The sequence below is a fragment of the Paraburkholderia sp. GAS448 genome, from assembly GCF_050435685.1.
Classification (GTDB): Bacteria; Pseudomonadota; Gammaproteobacteria; order Burkholderiales; family Burkholderiaceae; genus Paraburkholderia.
On record NZ_JBNDKT010000002.1, the window covers coordinates 283,009 to 301,941 of the forward strand.

The window sequence follows — 18,933 nt, forward strand, 5'->3', positions numbered from 1 at the left end:
AGTCACTGCGCCTGCCACAAAAGCGATAGCGTGTGACTTGAGATATTCCATCGGGCCGGGAAACATATCACGCTCCTTGAAATGCTTGTCCGCACTCGGCACAAAACCGGGACGCGCGTTCATTCCGCGCGCCGCAGGATGGGCACGCCTTGGTGTGAGCCTCGACGATGGCCTTCTGGCGCATGTAGGCGAGTTGAATGACACATGGCACAGTGACCCGATAGGCCGGACTGGCCATGTCTGCCAACGTCCATACGCCAGTCACAACCCAGCCGATGGGGCCGAGCAGCACGCCGATGGTACGCGCGACCGTTGCATTCACGGCAAGGGGAAGTCCCCGACCAAGCAGCGCCTTCGATACGGCATTGGCCACAATTAGTGAGAGCTTGTAGGTGGCGAACCCGCCCATGCGGCCCGCGGCAATGAACGCAGCACCCGCCGCAGGTTTAAGCATCGAAAGGTCCGACACGTTCAGTTCTTTCAACACCGCAGCCCGTTCCTCCGGGGACATCTTCTCGAACGAGTCGCGGAGAATTTTGCGAAGAATGCCGTCCTCGACAACGAGGAGGTCATCCTTCTTGTCGAACGCGACCTTCAGGTGCGAGGCCACATCCTTGACAACTTCGTCGTAAGCGATGGTCGTACCCGCGTCAGGAAGAACCTTGTCCAGTAGCGTGCCGAAGGGAATGCTGTTGCGAACATCGCGGTAAACGTTGGTCAGCGTGTTGCCACCGAACGAGCAAATTTCCTGCCCGATGAGACCCCGGTCGAACTCTGAATAGACCCTACGCTCCTTGCACTTGACCAGTCTCGCGCAAGCGTCTTTAGTCAAAGATATACGGCCCTTGCCGCTATCGGTGATGTAGTCGACAAGAATGTCCAGGTCGGCGATGTCCGACTGTGCGAGCAACAGTGCGAGGTTGCCGGGGTTCTTGATGAAGTCGTCGCTCATTGGGTTAGCCTGGCGTTTGTAGTTCCGAGAATGCTGCAGATGGTCAGCAGCGCGGGTAAATGAGAGTTGGTGACGCCGTCAATTCGAAATGGAATCGATGCAGCGGTCGTCGATATCGACATTTTTGTCGCGTGCCGGAAATCCCTCACCTCCTGAGAAACCTTGGGGTCCCGTTCGTCTTCGACAGTATTGAGCAGTCTGCCAACGCGCAAGGCCGCTTCCGCGACGCGCTGAGAAGTAGTCGAATCCATGCCCTGGAGCTCCGCTGCCAACGCGGTAAACGTCGAATCCCTCAGAGCCTGCTGAAACGTCAACATTCCGCTTCCCAGGCTGGCCCAGTCTTGAGGCCTCATCAGCAAGATTGCTGGTGGGACTCCGACTGCGTCCGCGAGTCGGCAGATAATGTCCAGGTCAGGATTCGCTGGCGTTTCGTCAACTCTTCCACCAAGGTACTTTGCCAAGGTTGACCTGCCCATTCCGGCGCGCTCGGCCAGCTGCGTTTGCGACAGTGCATCCAGCGCCCCGTCTTCATCTTCGGACGCAACCCGCATGCTGCGTCGCAGAGCTTCCACGAAGCATCGCGAGACGTCGCGGAAGGTGGTGCTTTCTTCTATTTCTTCGGTCACAGCGTCCTCCGTCTTGTTGGATGAGAGTCTAGGGGAAAGCGGTTGCTTGCTCCAACAAAACTTGTCTGCGGCGGTGAACACCATTAGGTTGCATAACGCCATTCGGAGTGGTAGAACGCGGGCGCAAACCCGGCATGGCCAGAAACGCCGCAGGTGTGGACTACACATGTCTATGCAGATAGACAAGGTTTCAGAATCGGCGTGGTGAGCGAAAGGTTGTCGTGTCATAGTACGCTGGCTATCCGGGGACGAGCCTGTTCGACGCCTTGCATACGCAACGTTGGCGAGCATCTGTACGCACAGGCAACGCGCGGAAAAAATCGTGACCATTCACTACATCTCGTGGTTCGGCGTTACTGTAGCTCTGGCGGGTGGAGGTATGGCGCTTTTCACCAGGAGTTTGCGTCGCAGGCCTGGCCAAGCACGCTCGAATACCCTTCGTTTTAAGGACACGCTAATGTTTCAAGACTCCCAAAGCAAACTGCCTGAAGCAAAGCAGTCGTTACCCCATGCCATCGTGCTTGGCGATGATGTCCAGCGGCCCGGCGTCCGCATTGCTCCCCTTACGGACGAAGAGCGATATCGGCAGGCGAAGGCATTGCCAGGTGATTCAATGTTGATTTCCAGGCTGAGCGCAGGACTGCAGGCCGCTCCCTCGTTGCTCGTCGAGGAGGGGCATCGCGGCAAACGCCTGATGGAAGTTGTCATCAACGGCGACCTCGTTCGGGCCAAAGACGGTATCGGTCTCCGGGCATGGACTGTGGACGCGAACAACCAAATCTCGGAACACGCAAAGCTTTTCGAAGCCGATAAGTTGCAGACGATGGTCAATGCTGCTGCGGTCTGGCAAGTGGCATCGGTCGTCGTAGCTCAGAAGCACCTGGCTGATATCTCCGCCAAGTTGGACGACATTCGCAAGGGTGTTCAGGACGTCTCGGATTTCCTCAACGAGGAGCGCCGCGCCAAGGTCACAGGAACTTACGAATATCTCGCGCAGGCCGCATCAACCATCAGCAAGGGCGAGCTATCACCAGCAATTCGTACAGAACTCGAGAGCTGCGACCGTGAACTGATTCAGGTCCAGCACCATCTGCAGCAGGAATTGCTTCGGCGGTGCGAGCAACCCGTCGAGCACAAGGAGACGTTCGGAACCGAGGACCTCCAAAAGGACACTGTGACCAAGTATGAGCAGCTCAAAGACCTTGCGAAGGACCTGCGTCTCACCCTGAAGACGCGTGCGCTGGCTTGGTATGTGCTGTCGCTTTACCCCGGGGAACCGGCGCTGAAGCTGGCTCGCATGGAGCGTCTGCTGCACACTGCTGAAGAGGTCGAGGCTCACCTGCGAACCATTGAAGCGAGTGCTGAGCGTGACTGCCGGAACTTCTCCTCTATCTGGAATAACGGCACCACGTTGGCCATTCGCAAGACCAATGTGCGCGAAGCGGCTCAGGCGCTGTCTGACGACCTGGTTACCGGTGCCCACGAGGCAAAGAAGGACGTTCTGGCATCTGACGCGCTCCTTTTGACGCACGACAAACCTACATACCTTGTGTTCGAGGTAGAGGATGGATGCATCGGCGAGCTTCGGATGTGTGCGAGCTAACGCGGACGCGAACCACCAGAGCTAACCCGCCCTTATTGACGCACATCGCGATTGAGGAAGCGCTGGACGAAATAACGACCGGTCACCGACGAGCGGTACCGCGGGACCGGCTCACATACATGGGCCTCTAGCTCGAATAGTCGCGGCGAGAGTGGGCACGCTGACTGAAGCATCAGTCAGCTCATGGTTATCGTTGATGCGACCCGCCGATTCACATCGAGGCTCAGCGGCGCGCCGGGGACTGGCTCATCGGCGCGCATTCGGGCATACGCCGCTATACGGGAGTTGCGCAGTCCGCTTCGGGACCCCAATGAGGCCGGACTGTTTGTGGAGGGCAATTCAGAAACATGGAGCGATATGCCAATCGGGCGGTAGCGGGACTCAAGACGTCCGGTGCAGCACCGCCCGCCCTGGTCAGCCAAATGTCGACTGCGGATTCAGTCCCGGTGGCATTCGCAACGACCGTCCGGTTGCCATCGCACGGGAGGGTGAGAACAGACCCGCGTGAGGCGCGCCTGGCTGACCAGGACCGGTGACTGCCGTTCGCATTCTCCAGCAAATACGCCGCGTCGCGGTTTTCCTCGAACCTCCGGCGATGTCGCGCGACAAAACAATGCAGGCAGACTCGGTCGGAGGTATCCGCGCGGTCTTGGAGCACCGGGAGTCAGCTGACGGAGAAGTTCGCCGGCCCTGGGCTGCACTCGCCCGGCTATCTCGATTACTGAGTCTATAGATATTAGGCAACGCGGCAGCCCGCAATAACTCCGTGAGCCCCCTGGTTGTTTTTCGCGTCAGCTACGCGGAATGCGATGCAGAGTACAAGCTGCCGCGATGCGCGGTACAAGTGCCAGCGATGTACGGTACAAGCGACGCCGATGCACAGTGCAAGTCGCGCAATCTGTAGCCGGTGCGAATATCTACCCTGCTTTTCCGGGATATTTCAGAAAGTAGCGCTGCGAGGCTCATTTACATGGTTTCGTGGCCGTGCTGCGCGCATATACACAGGTATCACCAACCTGCATGTGTTCGCCATGACCAGACCAGATTCGCGCTGCCAGCATTCCCCGGCTTACCGTCCGAGCCGCCTGTGCATTTCGCGGCGCGCGCCTTCCAGATTACATGAAGCCCGCTTCGCTGACGCCGCGGTGTCGTGGACAACGATGATAGACATCGTCCAGCTCACGGAGCAACAAAATGACTAGGTTGCAGCCGACAAGGCATCCAGGGGGCAAAGTCGCTGAACTGCGCGCTCTAGGGAAGCGCACGGCCGACGCGGCACTTACTGCTGCTCCCGACCAGCAGATGACTGTAATCGGTGCGGCGAAGCAGCTCCTGGACATCGCCGACGGACTCGAACGTCGGAAAAAGAAAGCGCTCGAGCAACCGGCGGTCGCCGAACTTCCCGCGAATGCCACTGCGGACGAAATTCACCATTCGCGGCGGCGACAGGCTACCCGCATGGGCTCGGACGTCTATTTGCCGGGCTGGTCCGCATCGGCGCGGGCGCTGCCGAACGCGTTTCTCCGTTCTGCCCTGTTTTCGGCGGGGCGAAGCGTGCAGACCGACAACGCGAACCTGCTCGCGGGTCGCTCGACATGTCTGGCGGCTGAAGAGAAAATTGCCACGTTCAAGAACACGACCGTGATGTCCAGCGGGTACGGCCTTTGTCAGTTCGACAGGTTGGTCTACTCAACCTGCCTCGATTACTACCGCGAGGTACCTCTTTGCCCAGAAGAGAGCCTCCTGTATGAGCGAACCACTTTTTACGAGTTCGCACGCCGGATGGGAAACAAATACAGCGCAAAGACGCACAGGGCCATTCGGGCGAGCCTGCTTCGCCTGAGCTTTGCCCAGGTGCGCGTTCGCCACGAGCGCATGGACATCGAGGTGCCGAAGCTGCTGTCAGTGAAATTCGAGGACGGCGGGTCTGTTGAGGATTTCAAAGGCAGTGATGTGCTGCTGCTTCGGGTCACCGCATCCGTGGCGGAACTATTCGGGGCGGGCTCGTGGACAGCCGTCGACAATGAAGCTGCGAGATATGATGGACTGAGAGGATGGCTCGCAAACTTCTATGCGGGGCACGCTCATCCGAAGCCGCTGTCAGTTGAGCTGTTGCATCGGCTCTCCGGATACGAGTCCAACAAGAGGAATTTCAGGGTCGGTCTGGTTCGCGCGCTGGAAAGGCTCAAGGACCTAGACACACCCGCATGCAGCCGGGTGGCGAGCTATCATTTCTCCGAAGACGGTACGACGATTTACGTCGTCCGTTCCGCATGGGTGGCATGACGCAGTGATTGGCGACGTAAGGATTATTGCTCGCGCCATGACCCGCCGGCGACGCACGTAGTCGCGACGTCAAAGTCATCATGTCGTGTCTGACTATGAGGCCGGATACTGGGGAGGGATTGCAGTGGAGTCGAGAATTAACGCGAGAGGCCAGACTACTGTGCCGGCTGCAGTCAGAAAGGCACTCGGTGCAAAGCCCGGTGCACGACTGACCTAGGTGCTCATGCCAGACGGATGTGTCCTGGTTCGTGCGAAGTCGAGGTCCATTCTCGAACTGGCCGGAATCCTGAAGTCGGGCTCCACAGTCGATATCGAACAGATGAGTCCGTGGCGCGATTGAAAGCAGCGCCATCGACGGCCAGCCCGGCTATGAGGGACCACAGCGCTGCCTCGTCAAACCACGAGATGGAGTCCGAGCTATCCACTGCAGCCCCGCCGGATGCACAGGAAGTCGTCGTTCCCGGCATAGCTCATCTGAGCAGCAGCATGACAATGACTGCGACGGCGAACGCAGCTGCCAGAATTGAGACGCTCCCACCGAACCATATAGCGACGCGGTCCTTCTCGTCTTACCTCCTTGTGGTCCGGACGGCGGTCGGCTAGCTGAACCATGGCGCCACGCTGGCGTTCGCCTTGACCGCGTGGCGTCACAAAGCGGTGAAGCCACGTGCTGCGTGGTCATCATCTGCTCCCGGTTTGCTACATATCGTCAACATCGCGCCGGCCTAGGATACGTCCCGGATATTCTGGAACTGCCGCTGCGCCAGCTCGCTAGTGTTCCGGCGCAGCCCAGACTCCCGGCGGCGCCGCAGCCGAAATGTCGAAGTCGATGTCGAGCGGGTAGTGTCGAAGTAGTGTTACAGCGAGTTCTCGAATTTCGCGGCGGCTGGCTGCGTCGTCGGAAGACGCGAGCATCTGCAACAGCTCTCGGGTATCAGTAACGGCTTTCGTGCGCTCATGTGGAGTCGTCATCATCAGCTCCCTCAAGCAGACGTTCGGTGACGTCGGTATACGACGTCACCTCGTACAGTTCGCACCACCGCATCCAGACGTACTCCACATTCAATGACGAGCCTTTCCTGCCGACCAGCTCATAAATTCGGCCCGTCTGAGTCGTACCCTGCATGGCGACCGGGTCGAACGTCACTATCGGGGAACTGACGCGCCCCGACCAATCAAACATGTCTACGCCAACAAAATGCCGGCTCCCATCCTCCGTTTCGAATATGCGCCATCGAGACAACGGAATCCTCGGCAATTCGGAAGCGGGGCGTGGTTTCCAGATAGGCATCACAGTCTCCTGGTGGTGGAAAGTCATACCCTTCGGTTCTGTCGTATGGGCCGGGCGGCACTATGCGCGAGCCCAACCATGTCCCGAGCGGCGCATACATCGCCGGTCGGAACACGCAGGGAGTTCGACGTATCGCTCGCCCTCTCATGGCGTCAACGATGCGGGCACAAACAGGTCGTGCCCTGCTCTCGCTCCGATAACTGCCAGTCGCCCCAGGTCTACGATGCGGACCAGGCCGCCACGCGCATTTCCGCCTGGAAGCTGCAGGGCGCCGACAAGCTCAATGCCGGACAGCAACTTCGACAATGCCGACGACTTCGTGCCCATGCCGCGCGCCAGGTCCGCAAGAGGCACATACGTTTGCCGGAAGGCGAGCAGTTGATGAGGCAGCACAACACGGCATGACTGGCCGCGGAGCACAATCGACTGTGAATCGAGCAGGCCGCGTTCTATCCAATGCGAGATGCTTTCCCACTTCCAGCCGGTGAACTTGGACAACTGCTGAATCGACATACCCGCTTCGAGTAGCGGTGTGCCGAAGTACGCCGCGACGTCGTCGCGGCGAAAGGCCATGTCGCCGAGTCGTCGGCCGCGAACGACCGCTTTTATCTTGCCTTCATCGATTGCCCGCATCAGGTTCTGGATGGCCTGGCGGTCGCCCATGCGTCGACTGGTGAATGCTGACCACAGGACTCTCTCGTCCTCGGCTGCTGCAGCCGGCTCGGCTGCGTCGCGAATGCGCTCGAACAGTCCCACCACCGAGCCGCGTTCGACCTGGCCTCCCTTGAGGATGTCCTGGCGCCAGTTGACGTCAGAACGAATGACGCCGGCGGCCATCATGTGTTCCAGCACGGACGATGGCGCTCCGGCCAGTTCGCACGCCTGCGCGCACGTCATCCATTCACCGCGCCACGCCTGGACACGGGATACTTCGGCGCGCGGAATTTCATAGAGCTGGCCGCGGGTTCCGGCGCGACGCGTGCGGTATCCACACTCGCCAACCTGGACGGCCTTGTGAAGCCGCGATACGCTGACGCCGATGGCGCTAGCCGCGTCTGGAGCACGCATGTATTCGGTCGCGTCCTCCGCGATGGCTTTCGCCGAGTCGAGCCCGAGGATACCGTCGAACCGTGCGGCAGCGACTTCGATGATGATTTTGAGAAACGGCTCGAGGGCTGTGCCCTGACAGAGCTTGCGCAGGTCGATGTACCAGCGGCCGAGCAGCGTGTTGAGCGTTCGTGCCTCGGGCTTGCCTGTTGCGATACGCGTCTCGACGTGGGCACTGAAGCCCGCTGGCCAGTCAGCGAGCAAAGCTTCGAGGGGTTCCAGAAAATCGACAGCCTCGGCAATGGATTTCGGTAGCGCAACGCTCCGGCGAGGTGCCGGCATTGTCGGGTCGGCGTACAGACAGAGCGTGCCGACGACCTGAACCAGAGTATTGATGTCCGCGCCACGCAGGTCTGGCTCGATGCCCCCCGACTGTTTGCCTGCACTCGCAATCAACGTCGACAACCACTGCTGGGAGCGGGTTGCCGGAATACGAGGAAGCATACGCAGTTCGTGACCGCAATCGCACCGGTCGATGTGATACCGATGCGGCGACAGCGACTCACCGCAATCGCTGCATCTGTCGACCAGCTGAATACGGTGATGAGGACACGCTGTGGCATACGTGTGCTCCCAGTAATGACGCAGCCAGGGCTCGTCCGCGAGGCAGTCCGGACAGACAGCGTCGTTCTGGGCGCGATGCAGGCGACCCCAGCTACGGCAGACCGCTTCCTGCCCGCTCGCCAGATGCGCCCATTCGCTTTCGAGGCCAAGCTGTCCGGCGACAAAATCAGCATGTCCCAGCAGCGCGCTGCGAGTGCGCTGGACGCCGGCAATTCCTGCCAGTTCACGCCAGTTGGACAGCACGTTGTCGGCCGTGAGGCTGCGGTAGTAGCCGAATCCCGATTCGCCTTCCCGCGGCGCGTATGTTACGACAAGGCTCATTGGGCACCTCCGGAGTGTTCATGGATGACGGGAACAGCGAGGTCGTTGTCGTTCATCACCTGCACAAAGGCCTGGTGAAGCGCAGCAGGCGCGACACCTGACTGCATGGCATCCGGATTTTCGAACGCCCGGAAGTGGCGCGAGCCTGCGGACTCGATTGCATTCGCTGCTGCCTGGCAGTCGGCGAACGTGAGTGTTCGCGGCGATTCGTACGCCATCTGGCTCGCCAGCTCCTGCATGAAACGGCTCAGCACGCCAATCAGTCCGCCGGTCAGGAGGTAGCACTGGTACCCGAGCGCTCGCACCGGCAGGTCTATTGGATAGCCGGATTCGCGAAACTGATTCTCGTAGGTCGCTACGCAGCTTTGGAATGCCGCCATGTTTTCCGGGATGCGGGAGTCATAAGGCAAAAGCAGACGGCGAGCCGACGTGCGCGTACGTAGCTGCTCGTTGTGCTCGAACAGACGCTCGAGGCGCGGCACGCCGAACAGAAAGACCGTCAGGTTGTGCGAGTCGGCCAATGTCTTGAACCAATCTCCAGCCGAACGCGGCGGCACGCGCGCACCCGGTTCGACAAGGTGACTCGCTTCCTCGAACATCACGACCCGTGTGCTGGCAAGTTTCAGTTGCTCCAGCATGCGGTTCCCCATCGCGCCGGACGTGATGCTGCGCTGCACCGGCAAGCCGAGTGCAGTGAGTACGCTCGAAGGCAGCAGCAGTGGTGACACGGGCGTCGGCACGGGGACGACGAGTACCGGCACATGGCGCCGCCCGTCGACCTTCGTTTCCGGAAAGGCCAGCTTAAGTGCATTGATGAGCATTGACTTGCCGACGCGCGACGGTCCCATGACGCGCTCGATTCGGCTCGCCGCTCCGTCCATGGCGTCCTCGATGCGCCGCTTGAGCGGTTTGAATTGTTCGAGGAAAAGCGGGTGCGGAAGTACGCAGCTTTCGATAGCTTTGCGCAGTTGCTTCGCGGGCGTCATCAAAGTAAATCTCCGCTGTTACGGTCCAGGAAGGGAAGCAGGGGCACGTCGTCGAGCATCGGACTGACGGGTGGCATGGCAGCCGGCGGTGCATCCGAACCTGCGTTTGACCTACCCTTTGTTGGCGGAGGCGCCGGGCGCGGCTGCCGGGCTGCGCGCCCGATGGCTTGGGCCTCTTTCTCCCGGCGCGCGGTTTCGCGATTGCGCTCGTATTTGCCTGGCTTTTTGCGCTTGGGTGCAAGAGAGTCGGCCACGACGGCTTCATGCATGTCCTGGTCAAACTTCTCGGCCTGGGGCACCGGTTTGAAACCAGACTTGTGGCTTGCGAACTGCTCCTTCGCTTCCTTGAAGGACCAGGCCGGAGTCTCCGGTCTCAGGTGCTCAAACGGCAACGCAATAAGCGGAAGGTCGTCACCCTCGTAGATGTAGACATGTCGAAAATCGTCGGGGTTGAAAAGCACGTGAAGCATCCGTTCTTCCCCATACTTTCCAATCAAGGCCTCAATTTCGTCATCCTTGTAGTGCAGCCCATCTATGGTGATGCCTGTCTTTCGGCTCAGCCGGCGCTCCGTGTGTTCGTAAAGCGCCGCCAGCCATTCAGCACGCGATGGCGGAAGGGAAATGGCGAAGCATGAGTCCTCGAAATATTTCCAACGCTCGGCTGGCGTGTCCCCCTTTGGCAACCCCGTGAGGACGACGTCCCACTGCAGACGCTCAAGCGGGTTGTGAATCCACTTTTCGTAGTACCAGCGGACAATCCGGCGCTCAAGCTCGTCGAGCGTCGGGAGATTGTCACCCAGCGCAATCGGGTCACGCTGTCCGTCCTTACCGTCCATGCGAGTGCATCCCGCCAGCCCTTCCAGCGCTTCCTTAAGCGAGCGGTTCAGACGCTCAATGAAGGGCTTCTCGTGTCCGGCTCTTGCCCTGCAGTGCTTGACATCAACACCGAGCTTTTCCAGGTTCTGGATGCGACTTCTTTTGTTCTCCGGGCCGTTATCGAAGACAAGCTGCCCAGGCGTGCCGCACACGTTCATGTCGCGGTCAACACCCATTTCCTTGAAGCGCTTCAGCTTGATGGGCGCCATGTACATCTCCACGCACGCGAGTGTGTCGGCATCGACAGGAGCACCCACAACCAGACGCCACCCGAGCGGATAGCTTGTGCAGCAGTCAATGGCGTGCACGAGATAAACCACGCTCGTTATTCCACTCGGCGTCTGGCAGACGAACGGCAGGTGCACGGCATCCTGTTCAACCCGCTCGAAAGGGGCTTCGGCACGGATGCGCTTCTTGGCGAATGATTTGCCGGCAACGGCGTCCTCCGGCAGCATCCGGTTGTGCTCGGGGTCGGGGCTAAGGCGCAGGACGGTCTTTTTCACGTACTGGACGCTTATCGGAGCAGCGTCCGCAGAGAGGACGGTGCCGTGTACGGTGCGGTTGACATAGTCGGCCAACCCTCTCAGAGACCACCGGGACATTGGCACCAGGTAATGTTGCTCGGCTGCGATGCTTATCGTGCTATCAACTTCCTGGGGGTACCGCGGCACACGATTACCCTTGTTTTTGTCGCCCCGAAGAACCGGCAGGCCGGCCATATCGGACTTTCTGTAGCGGTACATCGTCGTCAGCGGCGGAAACGGATGCGGATGCGAGGCCGCTTCCTGACCGTGCTCATCTGCCGCGAGCCGGTACGCCTGCCGAAAGCTGAGGCCGCGCTGCTTCTGGATAGCCTGGATGCGACGAAGCGCCTCGCGGATGAGCCGGCTTCGTTCATGAAGCGCCTTGTCGTCCGGTTGTGCCGCTAGACTGAAACGGGGCTTGCCGGCGCGAAGCACAGCCAGCTTGCCGTCGTGAATGTCTGCAAGGATGTCCGTCATCTCGACGTACCTATCCTTGCGCTCCGCGACGTCGAATACCTTGATGCATCCACCCCGCGGATTCGGGTCAAGGACTTCCAGGTAAGCATTGTGATTCCTGGGCGGAGCGAGCCGGTCGTGAAGGAGCAGCGCGCGGTTCATTTTTCTACTCCTTCGAGCAGGCAGAGATGGCCCAGGTCGCCATACGCGAGGGATAGCTCGAGCGTGCCGCAGATGGTGTGGTGTACGAGGTCGCCAGCGAGCACGCCACTGACCAGCAGGACTGGAACCAGACCGGGTGAAAGTGCGAGGTCTGAGCAGAGCGTGCGCAACGAGAGAGCACTGTCCTGGCAACGGCGTGTGACGCGTTCGACGAGTTCGTCTGTCAGGTAGAAGCTGACCTGGTGCGCGGCCTGCTTGAGCGCCCGGGAATTCATCCGTACGGGATGCGCCGTGTTCGCCGGAAGGACCACGGTGCGAAGCGGATAGCCGTTCGCGGCGAGAATTGGACGGGCGCGGGCGACCTTGTCCCAATAGACATCATCTCCCTCGTAACCCTCAGCCTTGACCTCCACGGCGTGACGCAGACCGTCCTGCCAGTCGACACTGAAGTCGACCGTGTAGAACTTCGGGCCAGGTACATCGCGATGTCTGAGCCAGGCGCTGCGCACGGCCTCTTTCGTGAACAGCAGGCGCTGGTCAATCAGGTCAACGGAAAAAGGCTGTGGCTGAAAGGCCCTGACGCGCGGGTCAATCGCCAGAAGATGCGCGACGAATCGTTCGGCATCGGATTCGACGATGAGGTGGCCGTCTGCTTTCTCGCAGTACGTGCCGAACTTCGCCTTGCCGTATGTTGAGGCCGTGTGACGGATACCGGTGTTGGCTGTGCTCAGGTGGCCGCGACGGCCATAGGATGCGGGCGGGCGGCTCATGGTGTGCCTCCGTCCGCGGCGGGCGGTAATTGCGCGTCCTGACCACGCGTCGTGAAGCGCGCGAGGATTCGGGCGAAGGTGAGCCAGTCTGGGAAATCTGTAGTGCGGTTTCTGTTCAGCATCATGCAGTCACTTGAGCTATCGACTGCATCACTTACGGCGGGATTTTCGGGAAATTTAGCAGGCTTTTTGCCGACATTACACGCAAAAAACGGGAAGGCGACTGATGCGTGAAGAATTTTTCCAGTGAAATTTTTTTTTGCGTTACGCGCGTGTAACGCCAGCGTTACACGGTGTAGTAGCGGCATCACAAGACATCGAAAGACGATGCCGCGGCGGTGGAGATAAGGCGCATAGTAACGGGGATTTGCGTTGCTGAACGGCGGGCCAACACGGCGAAAAGAACCAGATTTCTGGTCGTGAGGGACGGGGAAAAGTCGGGTGTCCGAACCCGAGCGCCGCAACGGGTCACCGGCGACAGCTGACCACCCAGGACAAGGGGCACCGATGTCCATCAAGGTGACGAAGGCACAAATACACTCCCTCACCTTCCACCGGACTCCACCCAACTGCGTTCTACAGAAGATGACCTGTCTCATCGCCCGCTCCTGCGTCGTCCCCCTCATCCCTTGCGCGGGTCAAGACGGCGATGACAGGTTCATTCTCTTCAGCTGCAAACATGAACAGCAGCGGCATCCGGCTGAACCAATGGGTGCATAACTGCGCATTCTCACGGAGGTTGAGAATTCTCAAATGCCATGAGAATTCGGATGCCCCAAAGTTCGCGGTCCCGCGGCACGCAACGCTTTTGCAGCATTTCCAGCATCTCCTCGGACGTGCCCACACGCAGGAGAGCCAGTCGGTCGCCTGGCGGCACGTACTGAAGACGTGACAGCACACATTGCCGACAAGTGTGTGTTCGAACACTTCGCGTTAGGGCTATCCTCCGTTTCATCGCCGGCGAAAACGTGGAGTCGGCGCGACCATCGCCACTTGCGGCTAAACGTATTTCTCGCCATACTGCAAGTTACTGACTGGTACTCGGTTGCAGTGGTATCCGATGCTGTCATTGCAAGTACCCACCACTGCGACATTGCTCACACTGGGTGCATCGCTTGGCATTCAGTCGCCAAATCCGAAGCAGGATAAACGACATCGGCACGCCCCGGTGTCCGACTTCCCACGCTAGCAAAATCCTCCCCGGTGTCTATCGTTCCGCGGCTTTTGGATTGGTATGGCGCAACGATGCAGCGAATCCTATTGAGAACCCGCGTGACATAGGCTCGTTGCGAACACGTCGCTGTTTTTGGATGTTACAGGCGCGACATTTGTCACATCGACTTTAGCTCATCCCACCCAAAAGACAAGGGACTTTTTGTGAGCGAGGCAGATACGCTGTGGGCGGAGTTGGCTTCTCGAGTTATCCGCGTCGCGCTTGAACGCAAGGGCGTCAGCTATGCGGAGCTTGCCGATACGTTGACTTCCATCGGAGTGCAGGAAACTGAGCGCTCGCTCATCTCCCGCGTCTCACGCGGGACCGTCAAATTGACTCTGCTCTTACAAATCATCGACGTGACCCGCGCTCTTCCTCCGCGCTTGTGGATTGATGCGGTCAGAATCCGCGGCACGTGGGAAGACCGTGCACAGGCCGTCGTCGCAGCAGAATTGGCTCAGAAACCATGGGTCACGCCGCAAAAATTGCTGAGGCTTCTTGCGGACATTGGCGCCGACATCAACGAGAAAGCGCTCATTCCGCAGATGTCATCAGGCGCAATACCTCTCTCCCGCTTTCTCCAGTGCATTGTCGCACTCGGAAGTTCGAGTCTCGACCGGTATATCGACTTTCCCGACCTCGTGTCAGCAGTCCGCCCACCCCCAGATGACGGCATGGCCGAGTGAGGCTACCGTCGGTTGCGCTTGCCTTTCCGCCATCGTCTACTAGACTTATAGCGTGATACATTTGTAGCGAATCTAGCCGCCGATTCCGCACGTACCCATTGTGGCTGCAAGGACGGCTCCCGCTGCGCGATGCGTTTGGTCGGGCGACTGCGACCTCGGCGTCAACGAGCTACGACGGCCGTCTGGAAAGCTGCGCCCATAAACGCGCTCGATTTGGCAACACTGTCCGCGACTACCACAACGGGGCGAGCTTGTAGCCTGGTTGACCCGGTTCAGTGGGACAAGGATGCGCATTACACGTTGTTCGAATGGTGCGCGACGTACCGAGTGGAAGCTTGTCTTAACGTTGCGACCGAAGTCCTCGCTGCACATATGGCGATTGTCCAGCACTCGGAACAAGCGAGCCGAACTGAAATCTCGATACGGGAGACGTAGCGATGCCTATCTGGAAAATCGCACCGGTCAGCGAAGAACCAGAGGTCTCACTATTGCAATGGTGCATCCTCGAAACCTCAGACGGGTCCAGACATTTCGTCGGGCAAGACCAGCGTGACTGTACAGGCCGTGTTAGCTCGGCGGTTTTTCTGTTCGACCCGATTGCCCTCCGAGGCACGACGCGCTCCGGCCGTGTCTACCAGCTGGTTGGGACGAAGGGGTGGGAGAATCACGCGCAGTACGTCTGGAGCAGATGGTGCGAAGTCAACAACGTGACGTCATACACCGACGTCACTGAGCGGATGCTATCGGGAGCACAGACATGACGACGCCTGATGAGCGCACCAAAGCAGTCGTGGAGACTCGGAGCTTCCTGCAATTGCTCGCAGCGGAGGATGAAGTCACTATCCCGGGGCTCGTCCGGACAGTCGCGACCGGCCTACTCAGACACTATCCACTGGATGTGGACCTGGACGTGTCTGCTTCGGCGCTGCCGGAAGTTTGGGCTAATCCAAAGTGTAGATGAGCACGACTGAAAACAGATTAATGTCGTATCTTGAGGATGCACCAATGGAACATCCGACGCACAGTCAATGCCGGACCTCTCCGATGCTAAAGACGGCCGGGTTGACAAGATTTATTACCCCGCCGCTGGCGGCCAATCGCTTGGCTGGAACGAAGCGACCGACCAACAATGGAATGAGCTTGTTGTCATCCTGTCGAGCTCGACGCTGGACCTGCGAAACGGAAGCGAACGGCCTGTATAGCTTGGAGCCAAGGCACACACTATCCGCGGGTGACCATGAAACCGCAACTGACACTTGGCGAACGCATTGCGCAGCAGGCGCTTGAAAGCAGGTGCGAGATGGTCGCATCCGGTGAACTGCTGCCAGAGGCAGACTTCAAACGATGTCTCGGCGTCAGCCAAAAGCGCCTCGCCCGCATGCTGGCAGATGGCAGCGTCTTTGGCATAGACGTCGAGGGCACCACCTATTTCCCGGCTCTTCTCGGCGACGTGCGGTTGAACCGCAAGCGATTGCAGGTAGTCTGCAAAATTATTGTGCCAGCCCCACCAGAGTGCCGACTAGATTACCTGTCGTCACCACGAGGCTCCTTCGGCAGCCGAAGCCCGCTACAGATGCTCGATGGCGACAACGACTTCAAACGTCTGCGACAGGCGGCTGCGGCGTGGGCAGCCGAGTACTCGCGCACTGCCGTCAAAATGTATGAGGGTGAACACGAAACCGAGCCAAAGGATGTTGGCCCGCTGTACACGGCGGCTGCAGAGATTGACCCGCGGAGACCACTGTGGGACCGCGCCTCTGAAGCGCTTCACGCGCACGGATACGAGTGGCCACTTGGCCCGTATCCGTGCGCCCGGAAATTTTCCCTATTCGTTGAACGCCAAACGGCGGGATATTCCACGCCGATTCCGGAAGCTTGCGTGCAAATTACCACGCACAGTGAATTCATTCGGGTCCGAATCATAGCTGCTCCCGGGACTTCGCTCGACTCAGAAACGGTGCGGGTCAGCAAGCACACGACATTTATTGACGTAGCGAAACGAGTCATCACCTATCTTCGCAAGCGCTAAGCGCAGGCCGTGCGCTTGGATTTCCTTCCCATTCCAGGAGGTCCTCACCATGTTGCGAGTTACAGTTGAACTGTGGCCATTTGGCGACCTCGGCCTCCTTCAGGATGCCAATCATCTGTTCTTCGTTGAATCGCTTTTTCATTGCCGTTCCCCTTTGGAACGGACTCTACACCGTCATCGTACTAATCCCGGGGGCAGGTCAGCATCGGGAAGCCCCTACGACGCGGCCGCTCCTGTGCAATTTGCGGCTGACGCTCCCTCGGGCGTCTTAAGGCAGCGAAGACGGCGCTTAGTGCGCTGCTGCTAATTGCACTGTGGGGCGGGTACGCGGCGCGCCGGGCTCGGTCCGGCACGGCACGCAGTCAGCCTCTCGATTTCAATATTGGCTACGTCCACCCCAGCTTGGGCACCGTCGCGCATCGATACATCCTGTGCCTGCACCTGTAAGACGCTGATGACTCGCTCGAGGGCCCCTCTAGCTTCCTTGAGAGCTTTCAGGTCATCTTTGCGGATTCCAATGTCGACCAGCACAGTGCCGAGACAATATTGAGCCTTCGCCCAGTCCAACGGTGTTCGCTCTCTGCTCAGGGCTGTGAGCGCCGCTCGGCAGGCATCTGCGGCCTGAACACGCTGCGCCATGTCGTCATCCAATCGGGCGAGCGTCGCGAGGGTGATGCCGAGATTGCTTTGGATTCTTGCCCAGACAACCGGTGTTCGAGCCTGCGTGTACTCATCGAGGGCGGCGTGGAATGCGGTCGCGGCCTCACGTAGGCGGTCGGCGTCGCCATCTCGTTCCCCAAGACGAAGCAGGGCGATGCCCAGGTTCTGTTGTGCCTGTGCTGAAGTCAACGGTACCCCTTTGTCTGCATACTCCGTAACGGCCTCCCGACAGACATCAACGGCTTCGACCATGTGCGCCGTGCCGCTTTCCCGTTGGCCAAGAACGCTAAGGGCGTTGCAAAGATTTTCCTCAGCGTCAGAGCTCAGGAGTGGCCTTCCGTGTGATTCGCTCGTCCACTCCTTACGGGCAGCCCGGAAGGCCGCAACGGCTTCCTCCGCTCGCTTTGTTCCTGATTCACGCTCGGCGAGCGTGAGCAGCGCTATTCCTAGCCCGTTTAGCATCAACGCAGAGGTAAAAGGGTTCTGTTGGACGGCGCTTTGGTTCAGAGTCTCACTGAAGATTCCAACCGCTTCCTCCAGCAATGCCGTTCCCGCCTGGGCCGCTCCGAGCATCACGAGGGCGTCGGCGAGTTTTCCGCGAAGTTGCGCACGTTCGAGCTGTTCACGTTCAAGGGGCGCTTCCGTCCGAACTTCAACCAAGAGAGCTTCCCGGTAGTTCGCAATAGCCTCGGCGAGGTCTTCACTATTTCCACTCTGCTCTGCCAAGAGGACTAGGGAATCCGCGAGTATCACTCGGACGGCGGCTAATGTTTCGGGCTTCCACTGGCCGGCATGTCCTGTTCGTTCGTCGACTAGCGTTCGTAGTGTCACGATGAAGGGCTCGAGCTTGTCGGCATCGTAGGCGCCCGACTGAGCCACGAACTGCGCAAGTTGTTTCGCGATTAGGAGCCTGAGCACGACTGCAAGGTCTTCCCAGAAGAGTTTGGGAAGCGCGCCACCTCCCTCTGCTTGGTACATTACCTTCGCGTATGCCGGCTTGAGGTTCGGCGCCACCGCCCAGTTCAGCATCGGAGAGTCTTTGCCGTCCAACCTGGGCACCACCTTTCCCCATAAGAGAATCTGCGCGCCCGTTTTGCGCAGGTAGTCTTGCGCCTGCGTTTCGCCAGCCGTGGCATCGACTCCTTTCTGGCTGATGCGTCTCCCGAGTACGTACACATGCACCGCTGGGATTTCCTCTAGCGACGCTTCCACAAGCCGTTCCGCTCGCCTGTCATTGTCGTCGGACAGCCTTGCGATAACAATGCTGTACTCGCCTGGTTTGGCATGAGGGAGCGTGGGCTGGCTGACCCAGTCCACGAACTCGTTCAAGACCGGCCACTCACGAACCCTCGCCCAATTTGACCAGACGAACGGAACGACTACCACGAGAAGAATCAAGGCCACCTTGGCTCCCGCCGACCCGATGCGGGCGCGCAGCATGGCGTAGAGTTGCTCTTTCCAATCTGAGAGTCCGACAGCCTCTGGACGCGCGGGCAAAGGCGCCGGTGCCGCTTCCGGAGTCGACGCTACTGGTTTCTTCTCCGGCTTGGTTCTAGGATTCCGTGGAACGGCCTTTCTGCCGTCCTTTCGGGGAGCACCTCGTTGTATGGGTCGCTTGTCCATGCAGTCACCGTCAGTCCGGTTTTCCGTCTGAGCACCAGCTTTCAAGCTAGCACTTCGACCCCTCGAATGCCATCTAGGTGACCGCCGGGGTTTTCCAGCAGACGCTCGCAATCAGAAGAAATGCCCGGCGGGAACGGACTGGGTGTCGCTGCATTCAGTCTCCGAAAACGGTTGCGACAACGGATATGGTGGCGGTCT

At 59.4% G+C, this 18,933-nt stretch carries 15 protein-coding genes; 5 read left to right on the forward strand and 10 right to left on the reverse strand.

What is annotated here, in order from left to right; genetic code table 11:
- Nucleotides 1-67: 67 nt before the first annotated feature.
- On the reverse strand, nt 68-952 hold the full coding sequence (locus tag P3T23_RS04935; protein WP_429315065.1) for a ubiquinol-cytochrome C chaperone family protein: 885 nt from the start codon (nt 950-952) through the stop codon (nt 68-70).
- Complete coding sequence (locus tag P3T23_RS04940) at nt 949-1,578, reverse strand: helix-turn-helix domain-containing protein (RefSeq protein ID WP_429315066.1); 630 nt, start codon at nt 1,576-1,578, stop codon at nt 949-951. Before P3T23_RS04940 ends, P3T23_RS04935 begins: the two co-directional genes overlap by 4 nt.
- A 322-nt stretch (nt 1,579-1,900) precedes the next feature.
- Here P3T23_RS04940 and P3T23_RS04945 point away from each other — a divergent pair, with 322 nt between their 5' ends.
- Together P3T23_RS04945 and trfA are read left to right on the forward strand one after the other, a co-directional pair.
- Nucleotides 1,901-3,181: a hypothetical protein gene (locus P3T23_RS04945; RefSeq protein ID WP_429315067.1), complete on the forward strand. Its 1,281-nt coding sequence runs from the start codon at nt 1,901-1,903 to the stop codon at nt 3,179-3,181.
- 1,302 nt (nt 3,182-4,483) lie between these two features.
- The gene (gene trfA, locus P3T23_RS04950; RefSeq protein WP_429315354.1) at nt 4,484-5,467 is read left to right on the forward strand and encodes a plasmid replication initiator TrfA; all 984 of its coding nucleotides are present in this window, start codon (nt 4,484-4,486) and stop codon (nt 5,465-5,467) included.
- 771 nt (nt 5,468-6,238) lie between these two features.
- Here trfA and P3T23_RS04955 read toward each other — a convergent pair.
- From P3T23_RS04955 to P3T23_RS04985, 7 genes are all read right to left on the reverse strand, one after another.
- On the reverse strand, nt 6,239-6,439 hold the full coding sequence (locus tag P3T23_RS04955; RefSeq protein ID WP_429315068.1) for a BPSL0761 family protein: 201 nt from the start codon (nt 6,437-6,439) through the stop codon (nt 6,239-6,241).
- Nucleotides 6,423-6,758: a hypothetical protein gene (locus P3T23_RS04960; RefSeq protein WP_429315069.1), complete on the reverse strand. Its 336-nt coding sequence runs from the start codon at nt 6,756-6,758 to the stop codon at nt 6,423-6,425. Before P3T23_RS04960 ends, P3T23_RS04955 begins: the two co-directional genes overlap by 17 nt.
- A 144-nt stretch (nt 6,759-6,902) precedes the next feature.
- Nucleotides 6,903-8,750, reverse strand: a complete 1,848-nt coding sequence (locus P3T23_RS04965) for a hypothetical protein (RefSeq protein WP_429315070.1) — start codon at nt 8,748-8,750, stop codon at nt 6,903-6,905.
- A complete protein-coding gene (locus P3T23_RS04970; protein ID WP_429315071.1) occupies nt 8,747-9,736 on the reverse strand; it encodes an ATP-binding protein in 990 nt (329 codons plus the stop codon). Before P3T23_RS04970 ends, P3T23_RS04965 begins: the two co-directional genes overlap by 4 nt.
- Nucleotides 9,736-11,754, reverse strand: a complete 2,019-nt coding sequence (locus tag P3T23_RS04975) for a Mu transposase C-terminal domain-containing protein (protein ID WP_429315072.1) — start codon at nt 11,752-11,754, stop codon at nt 9,736-9,738. Before P3T23_RS04975 ends, P3T23_RS04970 begins: the two co-directional genes overlap by 1 nt.
- The gene (locus tag P3T23_RS04980; protein WP_429315073.1) at nt 11,751-12,524 is read right to left on the reverse strand and encodes a hypothetical protein; all 774 of its coding nucleotides are present in this window, start codon (nt 12,522-12,524) and stop codon (nt 11,751-11,753) included. The genes P3T23_RS04975 and P3T23_RS04980 overlap by 4 nt, the downstream gene beginning before the upstream one ends.
- A complete protein-coding gene (locus tag P3T23_RS04985) occupies nt 12,521-13,123 on the reverse strand; it encodes a hypothetical protein (protein WP_429315074.1) in 603 nt (200 codons plus the stop codon). The genes P3T23_RS04980 and P3T23_RS04985 overlap by 4 nt, the downstream gene beginning before the upstream one ends.
- A gap of 778 nt (nt 13,124-13,901) precedes the next feature.
- Here P3T23_RS04985 and P3T23_RS04990 point away from each other — a divergent pair.
- From P3T23_RS04990 to P3T23_RS05000, 3 genes are all read left to right on the forward strand, one after another.
- On the forward strand, nt 13,902-14,423 hold the full coding sequence (locus P3T23_RS04990; protein ID WP_429315075.1) for a DUF6471 domain-containing protein: 522 nt from the start codon (nt 13,902-13,904) through the stop codon (nt 14,421-14,423).
- Nucleotides 14,424-15,180: 757 nt separating this feature from the next.
- Nucleotides 15,181-15,384 carry a BPSL0761 family protein gene (locus P3T23_RS04995; RefSeq protein ID WP_429315076.1) on the forward strand — a complete coding sequence of 68 codons (204 nt, stop codon included), beginning with the start codon at nt 15,181-15,183 and terminating at the stop codon, nt 15,382-15,384.
- 276 nt (nt 15,385-15,660) lie between these two features.
- Nucleotides 15,661-16,452, forward strand: a complete 792-nt coding sequence (locus tag P3T23_RS05000) for a hypothetical protein (RefSeq protein ID WP_429315077.1) — start codon at nt 15,661-15,663, stop codon at nt 16,450-16,452.
- Nucleotides 16,453-16,755: 303 nt separating this feature from the next.
- Here P3T23_RS05000 and P3T23_RS05005 read toward each other — a convergent pair whose 3' ends face one another.
- Nucleotides 16,756-18,552 carry a hypothetical protein gene (locus P3T23_RS05005; RefSeq protein WP_429315078.1) on the reverse strand — a complete coding sequence of 599 codons (1,797 nt, stop codon included), beginning with the start codon at nt 18,550-18,552 and terminating at the stop codon, nt 16,756-16,758.
- Nucleotides 18,553-18,933 lie beyond the last annotated feature (381 nt).